The organism is Citrobacter sp. CK199, assembly GCF_030333285.1.
Taxonomy (GTDB): domain Bacteria; phylum Pseudomonadota; class Gammaproteobacteria; order Enterobacterales; family Enterobacteriaceae; genus Citrobacter_B; species Citrobacter_B koseri.
The window spans coordinates 122495-138663 of the sequence record NZ_JAOWGF010000024.1 but is presented as its reverse complement, the minus strand read 5'-3'; the positions used below and the strand labels follow the sequence as shown (position 1 = coordinate 138663).

The following is a 16169-nucleotide window of genomic DNA, read 5'->3' as shown; positions in this document are numbered from 1 at the left end:
AAAGCGATAAACATAATTTTCATCTGTTACTTGGTTCCGGTGGCTTTTTTCAGCGCCATCCGGGCGGTAATACGCAGTCGCAGCAAGCGCCATAAAATCCAGATTAGCGTAGCGGCGGCAATGCTGGCCGTCAGTAAATAAGTATCGTTATAGGCGAGGATATTTGCCTCAAGCGACGTAACGGTTTGTAGCTGGGCGATCGCCTGGGTGTTCAGCAATGCGCTGTCGCCAATCAGGCTTTTGTACATCTGGCTGTACATCTGTAGACGCTCATTCACCAGCGGATTTAGCGTGGTGAGCTGATCGGCCAGCAGGCTGGAGTGATATTTTTCACGCCAGGTCTGGAACGTGCCGAGAATGGCGGAGCCCAGCAGACCGCCGATGTTCTGACTCATCCCAAATAAGACGGAAAAACTGACCAGATTGCGCGGATCGGCGATGACGCCGCCGATACCCGCCAGCATTGCCGGGGCAAGGAAGAACGCGCTGCCAAAGCCGAGTAAGAATTGGCTGACCATTAACTGGTCGGGGCGCGTCAGGTTTGTGGAGTGGCTGTCGAGCAGCGAGGCGACGATCATCAATGCCAGCGACGTAATCACGGGCCAGGCCAGCCTCGTCGGTTTAATCGTCAGGCAACTGGTGATGATGCCGCACACAATGCCAGCGAAAATTGACCAGGCCAGATGCGTCATTTGCTCATTCTGTAAGCCAGCGTATTGTAGCCAGCCAATTACGCCGGTGTTTTGCTCCGCCAGCACAATGCGGATCAGCAACATAATCAGCCCCAGGCGGAGAATACTGCCGCTGGAGAGCCAGCGCGTATTCAACAGCGGATTGCTGCGGTTATGCTCGAACACAATTGCGCTGATGATGAGTACCGTCGCCAGCGCCAGAGACCAGCCAATCCAGGGCGCTTCAAACCACCAGTCCAGTCGCCCCAGCGACAGCACGGCACAAACCAGCGCCATGCCGGGCGCGAGCAGAATAAAAGTAATAAAGTCTTTCTTTTCAAAAACCTTACGTCTGTCGCCGGGAGGCAGTTTTAAGGCGATGACGCAGCCCAGCGAAACCAGCGCCAGTCCCAGCTCAAAGAAGTACAGGCCGCGCCACTCATCCAGTTGCAGCAGTTCGGTAGAGAACAACCGGGCGAGGGGAATAGCCAGCGACGACCCGGTAATACCGATCGTTAACGCTTTCAGACGGTGTTTCGCAGGCCAGGCCTGTATCTGATAATAAATACCCAGCGAACTGAGCGCGGCGGCGACCATACCGTGCGCCGCGCGTACCATTAGCGCGGAACTCAGATCGTTGACGAAGAGGTGAAAAAAGGTGACCAGCATATACAGCACCAGAAAACCTTCGGTAAATGCCCGCAGACCAAACTGCTGGCGAAATTTCACCAGCAGCAGGTTAATTGAGACATTGGTCATGACATAAACGGCAGGCAGCCAGGCGATCTCCGTCGACCAGGCGGCAAAGGTGCCCTGTAAATTTTGCAGATTCGCGGTCACGACCGCGTTCCCGAGTGCGCCGGTCAGACACACCAGCAGGCCGACCACGCCGTAGGCGATGCGTTTCGGCGTGCTGTGAATGGGAGTCGAAGGTGAGCCTAACAGCGCGGGCTTTTCGTGAGGCTGCCACTCGCGAGGAGCATAAGGATCGCGTTGGGGCAGGCGCATAACGTCGTATACCTTTGTATTATTTTAATGATTAGCTGGCTAATGATTCTACGTCTGACGTAAACCATAATTCAAGTGAATATGAAAACGCCCGGTAAATCAAATATTCATTGCCGTTAAGCCGGGATTTTCGCTCATTGAACGTTGTTTGACATCAACGCTTTATCTCACCCTCGCACCACAGGATAATCAGCGGATCGTCTTTCGGAGTGATCTGGTACTCACCAGAAGCCACTCCGGTACTCTGCAAGGAACACAGGAGGAAGAACCATGAGAATGAGACCGTTTCCGGCATTATCCAGTGCAACGCTGGAAGCAGCGAATACGCTGGGGCATTGGCTGGCCCAAAATGACTTCTCTGGTGACGCGCCGTATCAGGCTGACTGCGTTGTGCTGGCGGGGAATGCCGTCATCCCGGCGATAGACGCCGCCTGCAACATAGCGAAAGCGCAGCAGATCCCGTTGTTGATCAGCGGCGGTATCGGCCATTCCACCACGTTTCTCTATGCCGCCATCGCCGGGCACCCGCGCTACAACACCATACGCACCACCGGGCGTACGGAAGCCAAAATCCTCGCGGATATCGCTCATCAGTTCTGGCAGATCCCGACGGAGAACATTTGGCCAGAAGACAAGTCAACAAACTGCGGTGAGAACGCGCAGTTTAGCTGCGCCCTGATTAGTCAGGTATCGGCGCCCATTAACACCGCCATTATCGTACAGGACCCGACAATGCAACGCCGGACGATGGCGACGTTCCGCCGCGTCACCTGCGACGATCCCGATTCGCCCCGCTGGTTGAGCTATCCTGGTATTGTCCCGACGCTGTGCCAGCACGATGACGGCGTGGATTTTGCCGGAGAACAGAAGGGGTTGTGGTCCGTGGATCGCTATCTCTCCCTGATTGCGGGAGAGCTTCCGCGCTTACGGGATGATGAAACCGGCTACGGGCCGCGTGGCCGCGACTTTATTGTGCACGTTGATATTCCCGCTGACGTTGAGGCGGCGTGGCAGACGCTGCAAAATGACGCTGACCTGATTGAGACCATGAACAGTCGTTCGTTGCGTTAATGTTACTTTCTTGCCCGTTTGCGGAAATTTACGCTCAAACGGGCAAACTCTCTCCCCGATATCGCCCCTCTGACAGAACCTTCCTGGCTGCTTTTATGAAGCACATCACAAAACCAGCACCGCAGACGACCCTGAGAACATGTGATTGTTATTACTTAACAATGATTTTACTTGTTAAAAACAATTAAATTACAGGAGCAGCGCATGTCCGCACCCGTACAACACCCGATGTATATCAATGGTCAATTTGTTAGCTGGCAGGGAGACGCATGGATTGATGTGGTGAATCCTGCCACCGAAGAACTGCTCTCCCGTATTCCTGATGGCGGCGCGCAAGAGGCGCGTCAGGCCATTGACGCCGCTGCGCGCGCTCAGCCGGAATGGGAGGCGCTGCCTGCGATTGAACGCGCGGGGTGGCTGAGAAAGATCGCGGCAGGGATTCGTGAGCGGGCAGAAGAGATCAGCGCGCTGATTGTCGCGGAAGGCGGAAAAATCCAGCAGCTGGCGCAGGTGGAAGTCGCGTTCACCGCCGACTACATCGAATATATGGCCGAGTGGGCGCGCCGTTATGAAGGCGAGATCCTGCAAAGCGACCGCCCCGGAGAAAATATTCTGGTCTTTAAACGCGCGCTGGGCGTCACCACCGGGATTCTGCCGTGGAACTTTCCGTTCTTTTTGATTGCCCGGAAGCTCGCTCCGGCGTTGTTGACCGGGAATACCATCGTCATTAAACCCAGCGAATTTACGCCAAACAATGCCATTGCTTTCGCGCAGATCGTGCATGACATCGGCTTACCGAAAGGCGTATTCAACCTGGTGCTGGGACGCGGTGAAACGGTTGGGCAGGAGCTGGCGGGGAACCCGAAAGTCGCGATGGTGAGCATGACTGGCAGCGTGGCTGCTGGCGAGAAAATTATGGCGGCGGCAGCGAAAAACATCACTAAAGTTTGCCTGGAACTGGGCGGGAAAGCCCCGGCAATCGTGATGGACGATGCGGATCTTGAGCTGGCCGTGAAAGCGATTGTGGATTCCAGAGTGATCAACACCGGACAGGTCTGTAACTGTGCTGAGCGCGTTTATGTACAAAAAGGGATTTACGATCGCTTTGTGAATCGTCTGGGCGAGGCGATGAAAGCGGTTCAGTTTGGCGATCCGGCACAGCGTGATGACATCGCAATGGGGCCGCTGATTAACGCTGCCGCGCTGGAGCGGGTAGAGCAGAAAGTGGCGCGCGCTGTACAGGAGGGCGCTCGCGTGGCGTTGGGCGGCAAGGCCGTGGAGGGCAAAGGTTATTATTATCCACCGACGCTGCTGCTGGACGTTCGCCAGGAGATGACCATCATGCATGAGGAGACATTTGGCCCCGTGCTGCCGGTTGTGGCGTTTGATACGCTGAAAGAGGCGCTGGAGATGGCGAACGACAGCGATTACGGTCTGACATCGTCTGTATATACGCAAAACCTGAATGTTGCGATGAAGGCGATCGGCGGGCTGAAATTCGGCGAGACCTATATCAATCGCGAAAACTTTGAGGCGATGCAGGGATTCCATGCTGGCTGGCGCAAGTCAGGTATTGGCGGGGCGGATGGCAAACACGGTCTGAACGAGTATCTGCAAACGCAGGTGGTCTATTTGCAGTCCTGATGTAACAGGCCGGGGTTTTCCCCGGCCTGCTAATGGCGGTCACACTTTGGTCGCAATCCAGTTCATCATCAGTTCCGGCCAGACCGCGACCGGCAATCCCTGCGTATCACGAATGCCAAACCCGTGTTTTCCTCGCTCAAACAGATGCATTTCCACCGCTACGCCAGAACGGCGCAGCGCGTTAAAAAATACCAGGCTGTTTTCCACCTTTACCGCCGGATCGTCGATGGCATGCAGCAGAAATGTGGGCGGCGTAGCGGCATCCACGCGTTCCTCAAGCGAGTAGTGGCGAATCTGTTCATCGTCAGGTTCCGCACCCATCAGCTCAAGGCGTGAGCCGGGATGATGAATGTCGTCACGCATGGTGATGACCGGATAGACCAGCGCCATAAAAGCAGGGCGGGCGTTGATTTTATCCAGGCTGTCGATGGGGGGACAGGCGGGTTCAGCAAAGCGCGTTCCCAGACTGGCGGCGACATGCGCACCGGCAGAAAAACCCAGCACCCCGATGCGTTCCGGGTCGATCTTCCACGCTTGCGCATTGGCGCGAAGATAGCGCATCGCGCGCTGCACATCCGCCAGCGGCGCGTTTGCCCCCTCATCATGGCCATCTCCGGGCATCCGGTAGGTCATCACGAACAGGGTATAACCACGCGCATTAAAAAAGGGCGCCAGCGCGCTGCCTTCTTTGTCCAGTACGACGCGCCGGTAGGAACCGCCAGGCGTCACGAGAAGCCCCACGCCGTTGGGTTTATCTGGCGCGTAAACGGTGATTTCAGGAGATCGGACGCCCGTGACGGCGCGATCGAAGATGGATGTACCGGTATGCCGCGGTTCTGGCGTAAAAACAGCATCGCTGTTTTTCGCTCCGGGGGCTTCGCCATCAGGCCAGAGGGTAAATGTGGCTGAGCGGGAGACGGCTTGCGCCATCATTTCTTCTAAGGTTTCGCGGCTGAATACGTCCATGACTGTGCTCACTCAGTGATAAACGTTATCTATAACACAGTTAATCCATTGAAAATCGGAAGGGATTCACATCGTCTTGAATGACCAGATAAATGGTGAAAACGGCGGAGGAACAATGCCTCCGCCAGAGGGTCAGAGTTTGGCGAATTTATCCAGCGTGCGAATAAGTTGGGTCACAAAACCGTACTCGTTATCGTACCAGGCGACGGTTTTCACCAGTTGCAGATCGCCCACTGTGCTGATTTCAGTTTGCGTGGCATCGAACACCGAACCGAAATGTGAACCGATGATATCGGAAGAGACGATCTCTTCATCGGTATAGCCGAACGACGGATTATGGGTTGTCGCTTTCTTCAGCGCCGCGTTGATCTCTTCCGCAGTGACTTTTTTCTCCAGAATCGAGACCAGCTCGGTTACAGAGCCGGTTTTCACCGGAACGCGCTGAGCATGGCCTTTAAGTTTTCCGCTCAGTTCAGGAATCACCAGACCAATGGCTTTCGCCGCGCCGGTGGTGTGGGGGATGATGTTTTCCGCCGCCGCCCGCGAAGCGCGCAGATCCTTCCCGCGCGGCCCGTCAACCAGCGACTGGGTTCCGGTGTAGGCGTGAATTGTGGTCATGGTGCCAACCTGAATGCCAAAGTTGTCATTCAGCGCTTTCGCCATCGGCGCCAGGCAGTTGGTGGTGCAGGATGCGACAGAAACAATCTGGTCGCTGGCATCCAGCGTGTCGTCATTCACGTTGAAGACAATGGTTTTCATATCGCCAGCCGGGGCGGAAATCAGCACTTTTTTAGCGCCAGCGTCGAGGTGCGATTTGGACTTCTCGGCTGAGGTATAGAAGCCGGTGCACTCGACAATGATCCCGGCGCCGGTGGTTTTCCACGGAATATTTTTAGCCTCTTTTTCTGCGTAAACCGCAATTTTTTTGCCGTCCACAATCAGCGCGTCTTCGGTGAAATCCACACTCCAGGGGAATACGCCGTAGTTTGAGTCATATTTCAACAGATACGCGAGGATTTTAGGGGAGGTCAGGTCATTGATGGCGACGACATCAATGTCGCTTTTCACTTCCAGCAGACGACGTAACACCAGACGACCGATACGACCAAAGCCGTTAATGCCAATTTTACTCATGGTTTTCTCCTGTCAGGATGCAACGGTACGACACATTTTTTCCCTACCAGGCATAGTCCAGTCAGGCGTCCAGGGCAATAACAGATTTTGCGGCTAAGCGTAACTGGTTGAAATTGGGTGAACAAAAGTTAATGAATTTTTAACAAAAGCTCGCTATGTTGACGCTTTATTTTTTTACTCAGGACGTGTTATGAGCAATAAGTACACAAGCCTGCAAATTGGCATCCACTGGCTGGTCTTTTTACTGGTTATTGTGACCTACTGTGCGATGGAGTTGAGGGGATTTGCGCCCCGCAGCTATCGTCCGTGGATCAATATGGTTCATGTCTCGTGCGGGATGACCATCCTGGTGTTGATGGTGACGCGCCTGCTGGTCAGACTGAAATACCCGGCGCCGCCCATTGTGCCAAAACCAAAGCCGATGGTGACCGGAATGGCGCATCTTGGGCATCTGGTGATCTATCTGCTGTTTATTGTCTTGCCGATTATTGGCCTGGTGATGATGTATAACCGGGGCAATCCCTGGGTTGCGTTCGGCCTGGTGATGCCGCATGCGTCAGACGCTAATTTTGAGGTGGTGGATATGCTGAAAACCTGGCATATCACGCTGGCGAAACTGGGGTATTTTGTCATTGGTTTGCATGCCGCCGCGGCGCTGATGCATCACTACGTCTGGAAAGACAATACGCTGTTGCGCATGATGCCGCGCAAACGTTCCTGACTCTTCTCACCACCCCGCGTAATGCGGGGTTTCTTTTAGAAAACACCTGCGTGTAACCAGACCCGTGACGCAGGTGAAGAAAACGGGTCTACATCGGAAGCGGGCAGTATAGCCATTTGTCATACAAATAGCGAGATGCTGCTGTTGGTTTTACAGTCACATAACAAATCTGATAGTATACCCCCCTATAGTATGGAGGGCGTATGCCGCATTCACCTGAAGATAAAAAACGTATTCTCACTCGGGTTCGCCGTATCCGCGGGCAGGTTGACGCGCTGGAACGGGCGCTGGAGTCAGGGGAACCTTGTCTGGCGATTCTGCAACAGATTGCCGCCGTTCGCGGCGCATCTAACGGGCTGATGGGAGAGATGGTTGAGATTCACCTGAAAGATGAACTGGTCAGCGGCGACACCACGCCGGATCAACGCGCCGTGCGCATGGCTGAAATCGGCCACCTTCTGCGCGCTTATCTAAAATAAACAGATCACCTCACAATAATGGGAAGAGACAAATGAAATCACGTGCAGCAGTTGCATTTGGCCCCGGCCAGCCGTTAAAGATTGTTGAAATTGACGTCGCGCCGCCGCAAAAAGGCGAAGTGCTGGTCAAAATTACCCATACCGGCGTTTGCCATACGGATGCGTTTACGCTCTCCGGCGACGACCCGGAAGGCGTGTTCCCGGCGGTGCTGGGTCACGAAGGCGGTGGCGTGGTGGTTGAAGTTGGCGAAGGCGTCACCAGTCTGAAGCCTGGCGATCATGTTATTCCGCTGTACACCGCAGAATGCGGCGAGTGTAAGTTCTGTAAATCCGGCAAAACCAACCTGTGTCAGGCGGTGCGCGCCACGCAGGGTAAAGGGCTGATGCCGGATGGCACCACCCGTTTTTCTTACAACGGCGAACCTGTCTATCACTATATGGGCACCAGCACATTCAGTGAATATACCGTTTGTGCTGAAATTTCCCTGGCGAAAGTCAATCCGCAGGCGCCGCTGGATAAAGTCTGTCTGCTGGGGTGCGGCGTAACCACAGGGATTGGCGCGGTACACAACACGGCAAAAGTAAAAGAAGGGGATAGCGTTGCGGTCTTTGGCCTGGGCGGTATCGGCCTGGCGGTGATTCAGGGAGCGGTGCAGGCGAAAGCCGGGCGTATTCTGGCGGTTGACACCAACCCGGAGAAATTCAAACTGGCGGAAGAAATGGGCGCGACCGATTTCATTAACCCGAATGACTATGACAAACCCATTCAGGATGTGATTGTTGAGCTGACCGATGGCGGCGTCGATTTCAGTTTTGAATGTATCGGTAACGTCAATGTGATGCGCGCAGCGCTGGAGTGCTGCCACAAAGGCTGGGGCGAGAGCATCATCATCGGCGTGGCTGGCGCAGGCCAGGAAATTAAAACCCGTCCGTTCCAGCTTGTTACCGGGCGCGTCTGGCGCGGTTCCGCTTTTGGCGGTGTGAAAGGGCGTAGCCAACTGCCTGGCATGGTGGAAGAGGCGATGGCGGGGAAAATTCGTCTGGACCCGTTCATTACCCATCGCTTGCCGCTTGATCAAATCAACGATGCCTTTGATTTAATGCATCAGGGCAAGTCCATTCGCACCGTTATCCATTTCGGTGATAACTGATTCACATGCCAGCGGGTCTGCCGCTGGCACTTTCCTGAATTTTCAGGAATAAATGTTGTGAAAATGTGACAAACATTCCGATTTTCACCGTAAGCAAACTTCCTGGAATGCCGATGACTATCTAACGGGCGTGTTTTATACGCAATAACCTACAAGAGAGTCGACGGTCATGGACAACACATCAACGATGCAAGCACCGCATAAGCTGGGTTTTCTGCATCATATTCGGCTGGTTCCGCTGTTTTCCTCCATTCTCGGTGGCATCCTTCTTCTGTTCGCACTCAGTTCCGGGCTGGCGGGGTACTTCCTGCTACAGGCAGATCGTGACCAGCGGGATGTGACGGACGAAATTCAGGTGCGGATGGGCTTATCCAACAGTTCTAACCATCTGCGTACCGCGCGTATCAATATGATCCATGCAGGCGCGGCGAGCCGCATTGCTGAAATGGACGACATGAAAGCCAATATCGCTGAGGCGGAGAAGCGGATTAAGCAGTCGCAGGAAGGCTTTAACGTCTTTATGGCGCGGGCGGTAAAAACACCGGCGGACGAAGCGCTGGATGCGGAGCTGAATACCCGCTTCAAAGCCTATATTGATGGCCTGCAACCTATGTTGAAATACGCCAGAAACGGCATGTTCGAGGCGATTATCAACCATGAAAACGAACAGGCCAGACCGCTCGATACCGCGTATAACACCGTATTGCTCAAGGCGATTGAGCTACGCACGGCGCGCGCGAATCAGCTTAGCGACCAGGCGCATCAGCGCAGCCAACTGGGATTGATGTTCATGATTGGGGCGTTCGCGCTGGCGCTGGTGCTTACGCTACTGACGTTTATCGCGCTCCGCCGGACGGTAATCAACCCTCTGCAACGTGCTGCGCAGCGTATTGAACAGATTGCCGCAGGCGATCTCACCATGCCGGATGATCCAACCGGACGCAGCGAAATCGGCCGCTTAAGCCGCCATCTCCAGAAGATGCAGTCCTCTCTGGGGCAAACGGTGGGGACGGTACGCCAGGGGGCGGAAGAGATTTATCGCGGCACCAGTGAGATTTCCGCCGGCAATACCGATTTGTCATCGCGTACGGAAGAGCAGGCCGCAGCAATTGAACAGACAGCAGCCAGCATGGAAGAGCTCACGGCCACGGTGAAACAAAATGCGGACAACGCGCACCATGCCAGCAAACTGGCGGAAGACGCCTCCGGCAAAGCCAGTCACGGCGGTCAGATGGTGTCTGGCGTCGTAAAAACAATGGGCAACATCTCCAATAGCTCGAAGAAAATTTCCGAGATCACCGCCGTCATCAACAGCATCGCTTTCCAGACCAATATCCTGGCGCTTAACGCGGCGGTCGAAGCGGCGCGAGCGGGTGAACAAGGGCGCGGTTTCGCCGTGGTCGCCAGTGAAGTGCGCACGCTGGCAAGCCGCAGTGCGCAGGCGGCGAAGGAAATTGAAGGGCTGATCAGCGAATCGGTCAGACTGATTGACCAGGGCTCCGGGGAAGTCGTCGCAGCAGGCAACACCATGAATGATATTGTCGATGCCGTGCGACGCGTAACGGACATCATGCTGGAGATCGCCGCAGCCTCTGATGAGCAAAGTCGTGGGATTGTGCAGGTGAGTCAGGCGATTTCCGAGATGGATAAGGTCACGCAGCAAAACGCTTCGCTGGTCGAAGAGGCCTCTGCCGCCGCCGCATCTCTGGAAGAACAGGCCGCTCGCTTAACCGAAGCGGTCGGGGCATTTCGTTTGCAGGGGGGAAGTGCGATTAAACGCGCGCCGTCTGAGAACGTCGTCGCCAGTTCATCACCGCAACCGGTAACAACCAGCGGTGATAACTGGGAAACGTTTTAAGCCTTAATATTGCCGGGTAACGACGCTAACGCGTCTTATCCGGCATTTATTTGAGGGCGCATTCAGTGCGGCATGGATTTGCGGATAGCGGCGATCAGCGCCTGCGCGCCGGGAGAAAGCGGCGTGTCCACGCGGGTGAGGATGCCAATCGGTTCGCCAGCGCCCAGGGTGGGAATCGGCAGTGATACCAGCGTAGCCTGGCGCAGATCTTCTTTCACCGCGCCTGAAGGAACAAACCAGACGTAGTCATAATCAACGGTAAGCTGGCGAGACAACGAGGCCGACAGCGTTTCGATGCAGCCAACGGGCATTTTGCAGCCCTGACTTTGTAGCAGACCTTCCGCATTCTGCCGGGGAGCGGTGCCTTTGGGCGACACAACCACCGGCCATTCCATCACACGGCTTAAGGTGACGGTTTCCTGTAACAGCGGGTGATTAGGGCGCACAACCAGCTTCAGCGACTCCAGAAACAGCAGCTCGTAATTCAGACCGCTCATCAATTCCGGGTCGGACATCCGGCCAATACCGAGGTCGATTTCCCCCGTTTTTAAGCCAGCGAGCAGCATCGGGTTATTCATGGTGGCGACCTGTAACGTCGTCTCTTTTTGCTGCTTATGGAACTGACCAATAACGGCCGGAAGGATACCCAACGCGGCGGTGGGCAATGCGCCAATGCGCACCACATCATTATTGAGGCTTTCTTTGCGATTCAACGCCTGGCCCGCGGTATTAAGCGCATCAAGCACTTTTACCGCATGGGTGAGGAACTGTTCGCCGGGCAGCGTTAACTGCGCGCCGAGGCGACCGCGCTCAAAAAGGCGGGTTCCGGTCAGTTGCTCCAGCTCGTTAAGCGTTTTAGAGAGTGCAGGTTGACTCAGGTTAAGGGTTTCAGCCGCGCGCCCCAGTGTTCCTTGTTGGGCGACAGCTACAAAAGTATGAAGATGGCGCAAACGGATGCGCTGACTAAACAAGCTATTTTTTTCCATAAGCGATGTTAAAAACAGAGCGGTGCCGGTGACAAGTAAAGTTATTGGTTTTTGATAACCTGATAGCAAAATATTATTAACATCTAACTCATTTCTTTTACAATAAGTTTGTTTTGCTTATGTTTTGTACGATTCACAGTGATGTGAGAATAATGACAATGCGTGACGCAGAAAGCGACAGGTCATAACGTGAGTTCATACTTGAAAGAGACATCAAGCGGGTTCACAATCCAGTGCAGGGTGATGGCGTTCCACCTTATTCCAACCGCCTCGTTTCAGTAGGCTGATGACGCCTGATATGACTCTTTATCACCAGGAGCGTGTCGGGCTGGTCAATACTCTTCCGGTTCCTCATGCTTTTTCCAACAGGAAACAACAATGATATATGTAATTGGTCACCTCAATCCTGATAGCGATGCTATCTGTACGGCCATGATGACGGCGCGCTGGCTGACGTTACGCGGGCAGGAGGCAGTGGCGTTCCGCACGGGGGAAGCCAACCGTGAGACGCAGTTTATTTTTGCGCAGGCGGGGTTGCCCATTCCTGAACGATTAAGCGTTCCGCTCACCGATCGGGACGTCTGGCTGGTTGATTTTACCGAACCAGCCCAGGGGCCGGATTCTTTAGCGCAGAGTAACGTTGTTGGCATTATTGACCATCACCGCTTAGGCGGGTTGATCACCCGACTGCCGCCGGAAGTGTGGGTAAAACCTGTTGGCAGTAGCGCGACATTACTGTGGCAACTGATGACGGATGCCATTCGAAAACAGCTTTCATCCGCAGAAGCGACGTTATTACTGGGCGCCGTTCTGAGTGACACTGTCACGCTTCGTTCGCCGACAACGACCCCGGATGACCGCCTTGCGGTGGAATCGCTCAGCCAGCTTGCCGGTCTGTCTCTTGAACGCTTTAGCCGCGATCTTCTGTACGCGAAAACCAGCGTGGAAGGGATGAGCGCCAGCCAGCTTCTTCAGAAGGACATGAAAACCTTTACTGTCCACGGGCAGCGGGTTTGCGTGGCGCAGCTTGAGCTGTATGCGCTGGAACAGGTTGATGCGATGATGGACGACCTGCGTGAGGAAATGGCGTGCTATGCCTCCGGGGCAGATGCGGCGCTGGTTGTTCTGATGCTCACGGATATCAATCTCGGTTATTCCCGCCTCTGGTTTGCCGGAGATGCCCGGCCGGATGTCCCGCACCCCTGCGAGGTGGAAGGGATGCTGAGCCGTAAGAAACAGATGCTCCCCTGGCTGGAACATCACCTGAATCCGCACAGGTGAGATCACACTTTGTAAATTCTTCCCACCAGAGTGAACGGCGTTTTCTACACTCCAGGTAATATTCACTGGAGGCATGACATTATGGCGAACACCATCGCGGCTGATGAGATTCGGGAACACTTTTCGCAGGCAATGTCAGCAATGTACCAGCAGGAAGTTCCACAGTACGGTACATTGCTGGAACTTGTCGCTGATGTGAATCTGACGGTACTGGAAAATAATCCTACGCTGCATGAAAAGCTGGCCAACGCGGATGAGCTGGCGCGGCTGAACGTTGAGCGGCATGGCGCGATTCGGGTGGGTACGGCGCAGGAGCTTTCCACCTTGCGCCGAATGTTTGCGATTATGGGGATGTATCCCGTCAGTTATTACGACCTTTCTCAGGCGGGCGTTCCCGTTCATTCCACCGCCTTTCGCCCCATTGACGATGCGTCGCTTTCCCGCAACCCGTTTCGCGTCTTCACCTCGCTATTACGGCTGGAGTTAATTGAGAACGCGGCGCTGCACCAACGCGCGGCGGATATTCTGGCGAAGCGCGATATCTTTACGCCGCGCTGTCGCGAACTTCTGGACGTCTTTGATGCGCAGGGCAATTTTACCGGGGCGCAGGCGCGGGAGTTTGTGCAGGAGGCGCTGGAGACTTTCCGCTGGCACCGGCACGCCACGGTGGACAGGGAAACGTATCAGGCATTACATAATGAACACCGTCTGATTGCTGACGTGGTGTGTTTTCCGGGGTGCCACATTAACCACCTGACGCCGCGCACGCTGGATATCGACAAAGTACAGTTGATGATGCCGGAATGCGGTATCGAACCCAAGATCCTGATTGAAGGGCCGCCGCGCCGTGAGGTGCCGATTCTGTTACGCCAGACCAGTTTCAAGGCGCTGGAAGAGTCGGTGCTGTTTGCCGGTGAAACGGAGGGCAGCCATACGGCACGTTTTGGTGAGATTGAACAGCGCGGCGTGGCGCTGACGCCTGAAGGGCGGCGGTTGTACGATGCGTTACTGCATAAGGCGGGGACGGGCAAAGATAATCTTACGCATCAGCTGCATTTGCAGGCGGTCTTTAACGCTTTCCCGGACAGCGAATTTTTACTGCGCCAGCAGGGGCTCGCCTGGTTTCGCTACCGGTTAACGCCTGCCGGTGAATCGCACCGCCAGTCTATTCATCCGGGCGACGACCCACAGCCGCTGATTGAACGCGGTTGGGTGGTGGCACAACCCATTACCTATGAAGATTTTCTGCCGGTAAGCGCGGCCGGAATATTCCAGTCTAACCTGGGTAACGAAACCCAGGCGCGCAGCCACGGCAATGCCAGCCGCGACGCCTTTGAGCAGGCGTTGGGGTGCCCGGTATATGATGAGTTTGCGCTTTATCAGGCGGCGGAAGAACGCAGTAAACGGCGTTGCGGACTGCTCTGATCGCGGTATGCTGTCGGGATGTGAAGGAAAAGGAATGCGTCATGTTGAATCCCTCCATCCCGCTTGTCGAAACGCAACAGGGAAATGTCATGGGTGTCGTGCAAAACGACATCCACATCTGGCGCGGTATACCGTATGCCGCGCCGCCTACGGGTCAGCTCCGCTGGCGGGCGCCACAGCCTGCCGCACCCTGGCAGGGCGAACGCCCTGCGAATACATTTTCATGCGCCAGCTGGCAGGATATTGAATATTGTCGCGAGCTTGGCGGGGGCGATCCAGGGCGTTTTTCCGAGGATTGCCTGTATCTGAACATCTGGGCGCCCGCGGTGCGCCCGCAGCCGTTGCCGGTGATGGTCTGGCTGCATGGCGGCGGCTACACCATCGGCGCGGGAGGATTACCGCCTTACGACGGTTGTGCGCTGGCGAAGCGCGATGTCGTGGTAGTCACGCTCAATTATCGTCTTGGTCACCTGGGATTTTTTGCTCATCCGGCCCTTGATGGCGAGGACGGCGAATGCGTGCATAACTTCGCCTTGCTCGATCAGATCGCGGCGCTACGCTGGGTGCAGGACAATATTGCCGCTTTCGGCGGCGATGCGCAGAATGTGACGCTGTTCGGCGAGTCCGCTGGCGCGCGTAGCGTCCTGTCGTTGATGGCGTCCCCACGGGCAAAGGGCCTGTTCCATAAAGCCATTATTCAGAGTGGTTATACGTTACCGGATACGCCGCGCGAGGTCGCGCTGCAAAAGGGCATCGAACTGGCGGCGCATTTTAATTTGCCGGACGCTACTGCTGAACAGTTGCGGGCGCTACCGGCGGAGGCATTCTGGCCGCTGGGCGCACCGTTGAAAATCGCGCCGACGCCGATTTCCGGCGATGCGATATTGCCACAGCCGATGATGGAGACCTTCTTTGCCGGAAAGCAGCACCCAATGCCGGTTCTGATTGGCTCCAACAGCGACGAAGCGAGCGTGATGGCGGTGTTTGGCGTTGATCTCGCCGGGCAGATCGCGAAATTGCGGCGCGAACGCCGACTGGGGTTAGGGCTGATCAAGCTGCTCTATCCCGGCGTGAAAGGCGATGAAGAGCTGGGGCGTCAGGTCTGCCGCGATATGGCGTTCACCACGTTGGGCTATGTGGTGATGCAGGCGCAGCAGCGGGTAGGTGAACCGTGCTGGCGATACTGGTTTGACTATGTCGCGGAAACTGAACACACAACCTACGCCAACGGCGCCTGGCACGGAAATGAAGTGCCGTATGTCTTTGATACGCTGACGCTGGCGGAACCCGCGCGCAATTACGTGAATGACAACGATATGGCGTTTGCCCGGCATATCGCCGATTACTGGGTTAATTTCGCCCGTCACGCCAGCCGGACCTGCGATGTTCTGCATGGTCCGGTGCGCTGGCCCGCCAGCGTTCAGGGGCGGGATCGCTTGTTACGCATCGGACTGAATAAATTTGCCGGTTTTAAAGTAGAGAACCGCTTTATGGGCGCGCGAATGGCGCTGTTCAAACGGGTGATGAAACATCACGTCAGTCTGGAATAATGGCGAGATGTCCGGCAGGTTGCGCTTTTCATAACCTGAAAGCGCGCCCATCTGTATTTACACGGTATTCAGTCAGTTCTTATCGACATAAAATATTTTGGCTTTTGTACAGATTATCGACAGCCAACAATTGGATTATTAATGAATTTTGTCTAGAGTGAGCGGTCAGAAACGTTGCACTTCTTGCCGCTGATAGAGACCAGCGCGGGACCATTCACACGACC

General features: G+C 55.3%; 13 protein-coding genes and 1 riboswitch. Of the genes, 9 read left to right on the top strand and 4 right to left on the bottom strand.

The annotated features are described in order from the left end of the window. Positions 1-26: 26 nt before the first annotated feature. Positions 27-1679 (bottom strand): MFS transporter, encoded by a 1653-nt coding sequence (locus OGX75_RS04795; protein ID WP_502873181.1) that lies wholly within the window; start codon positions 1677-1679, stop codon positions 27-29. A gap of 270 nt (positions 1680-1949) precedes the next feature. Between OGX75_RS04795 and OGX75_RS04790 the strand changes: the two genes are divergently transcribed. Beyond that, positions 1950-2750 (top strand): YdcF family protein, encoded by an 801-nt coding sequence (locus OGX75_RS04790; RefSeq protein ID WP_199972067.1) that lies wholly within the window; start codon positions 1950-1952, stop codon positions 2748-2750. A 204-nt stretch (positions 2751-2954) separates the two neighbouring features. Next, the gene (gene aldA, locus OGX75_RS04785; RefSeq protein ID WP_286451309.1) at positions 2955-4394 is read left to right on the top strand and encodes an aldehyde dehydrogenase; all 1440 of its coding nucleotides are present in this window, start codon (positions 2955-2957) and stop codon (positions 4392-4394) included. 39 nt (positions 4395-4433) lie between these two features. Here the strand turns inward: aldA and OGX75_RS04780 are convergent, their stop codons facing one another. Beyond that, entirely contained in the window at positions 4434-5360 is a 927-nt protein-coding gene (locus tag OGX75_RS04780) for an alpha/beta hydrolase (protein ID WP_047463615.1), read from the bottom strand. Between the two features lie 132 nt (positions 5361-5492). Next, entirely contained in the window at positions 5493-6494 is a 1002-nt protein-coding gene (gene gap / locus OGX75_RS04775) for a type I glyceraldehyde-3-phosphate dehydrogenase (RefSeq protein ID WP_286451310.1), read from the bottom strand. 190 nt (positions 6495-6684) lie between these two features. On the opposite strand from gap, the gene cybB reads away from it, so the two are divergent. The 4 genes from cybB (at position 6685) to OGX75_RS04755 (ending at position 10703) form a co-directional block, all read left to right on the top strand. Further along, on the top strand, positions 6685-7215 hold the full coding sequence (gene cybB, locus OGX75_RS04770; RefSeq protein ID WP_012132327.1) for a cytochrome b561: 531 nt from the start codon (positions 6685-6687) through the stop codon (positions 7213-7215). A gap of 203 nt (positions 7216-7418) precedes the next feature. Beyond that, the gene (locus tag OGX75_RS04765; protein WP_012132328.1) at positions 7419-7694 is read left to right on the top strand and encodes a metal/formaldehyde-sensitive transcriptional repressor; all 276 of its coding nucleotides are present in this window, start codon (positions 7419-7421) and stop codon (positions 7692-7694) included. 32 nt (positions 7695-7726) lie between these two features. Beyond that, the gene (locus OGX75_RS04760) at positions 7727-8845 is read left to right on the top strand and encodes an S-(hydroxymethyl)glutathione dehydrogenase/class III alcohol dehydrogenase (protein WP_115626707.1); all 1119 of its coding nucleotides are present in this window, start codon (positions 7727-7729) and stop codon (positions 8843-8845) included. A 169-nt stretch (positions 8846-9014) separates the two neighbouring features. Then, entirely contained in the window at positions 9015-10703 is a 1689-nt protein-coding gene (locus OGX75_RS04755) for a methyl-accepting chemotaxis protein (RefSeq protein ID WP_200073719.1), read from the top strand. A gap of 62 nt (positions 10704-10765) precedes the next feature. Here the strand turns inward: OGX75_RS04755 and OGX75_RS04750 are convergent, their stop codons facing one another. Beyond that, positions 10766-11689 (bottom strand): LysR substrate-binding domain-containing protein, encoded by a 924-nt coding sequence (locus tag OGX75_RS04750; RefSeq protein WP_012132331.1) that lies wholly within the window; start codon positions 11687-11689, stop codon positions 10766-10768. Positions 11690-11919: 230 nt separating this feature from the next. Then, positions 11920-11992, top strand: a riboswitch (Fluoride riboswitch). Positions 11993-12067: 75 nt separating this feature from the next. Here OGX75_RS04750 and OGX75_RS04745 point away from each other — a divergent pair. The 3 genes from OGX75_RS04745 to OGX75_RS04735 all read left to right on the top strand — a co-directional run bounded on the left by OGX75_RS04745 (position 12068) and on the right by OGX75_RS04735 (position 15945). Next, complete coding sequence (locus OGX75_RS04745; RefSeq protein ID WP_112002071.1) at positions 12068-12970, top strand: DHHA2 domain-containing protein; 903 nt, start codon at positions 12068-12070, stop codon at positions 12968-12970. A gap of 81 nt (positions 12971-13051) precedes the next feature. Then, positions 13052-14395 carry a 2-oxoadipate dioxygenase/decarboxylase HglS gene (gene hglS / locus OGX75_RS04740; protein WP_286451311.1) on the top strand — a complete coding sequence of 448 codons (1344 nt, stop codon included), beginning with the start codon at positions 13052-13054 and terminating at the stop codon, positions 14393-14395. A gap of 41 nt (positions 14396-14436) precedes the next feature. Next, positions 14437-15945 (top strand): carboxylesterase/lipase family protein, encoded by a 1509-nt coding sequence (locus tag OGX75_RS04735; protein ID WP_112002072.1) that lies wholly within the window; start codon positions 14437-14439, stop codon positions 15943-15945. The last annotated feature ends 224 nt before the right edge of the window (positions 15946-16169 follow it).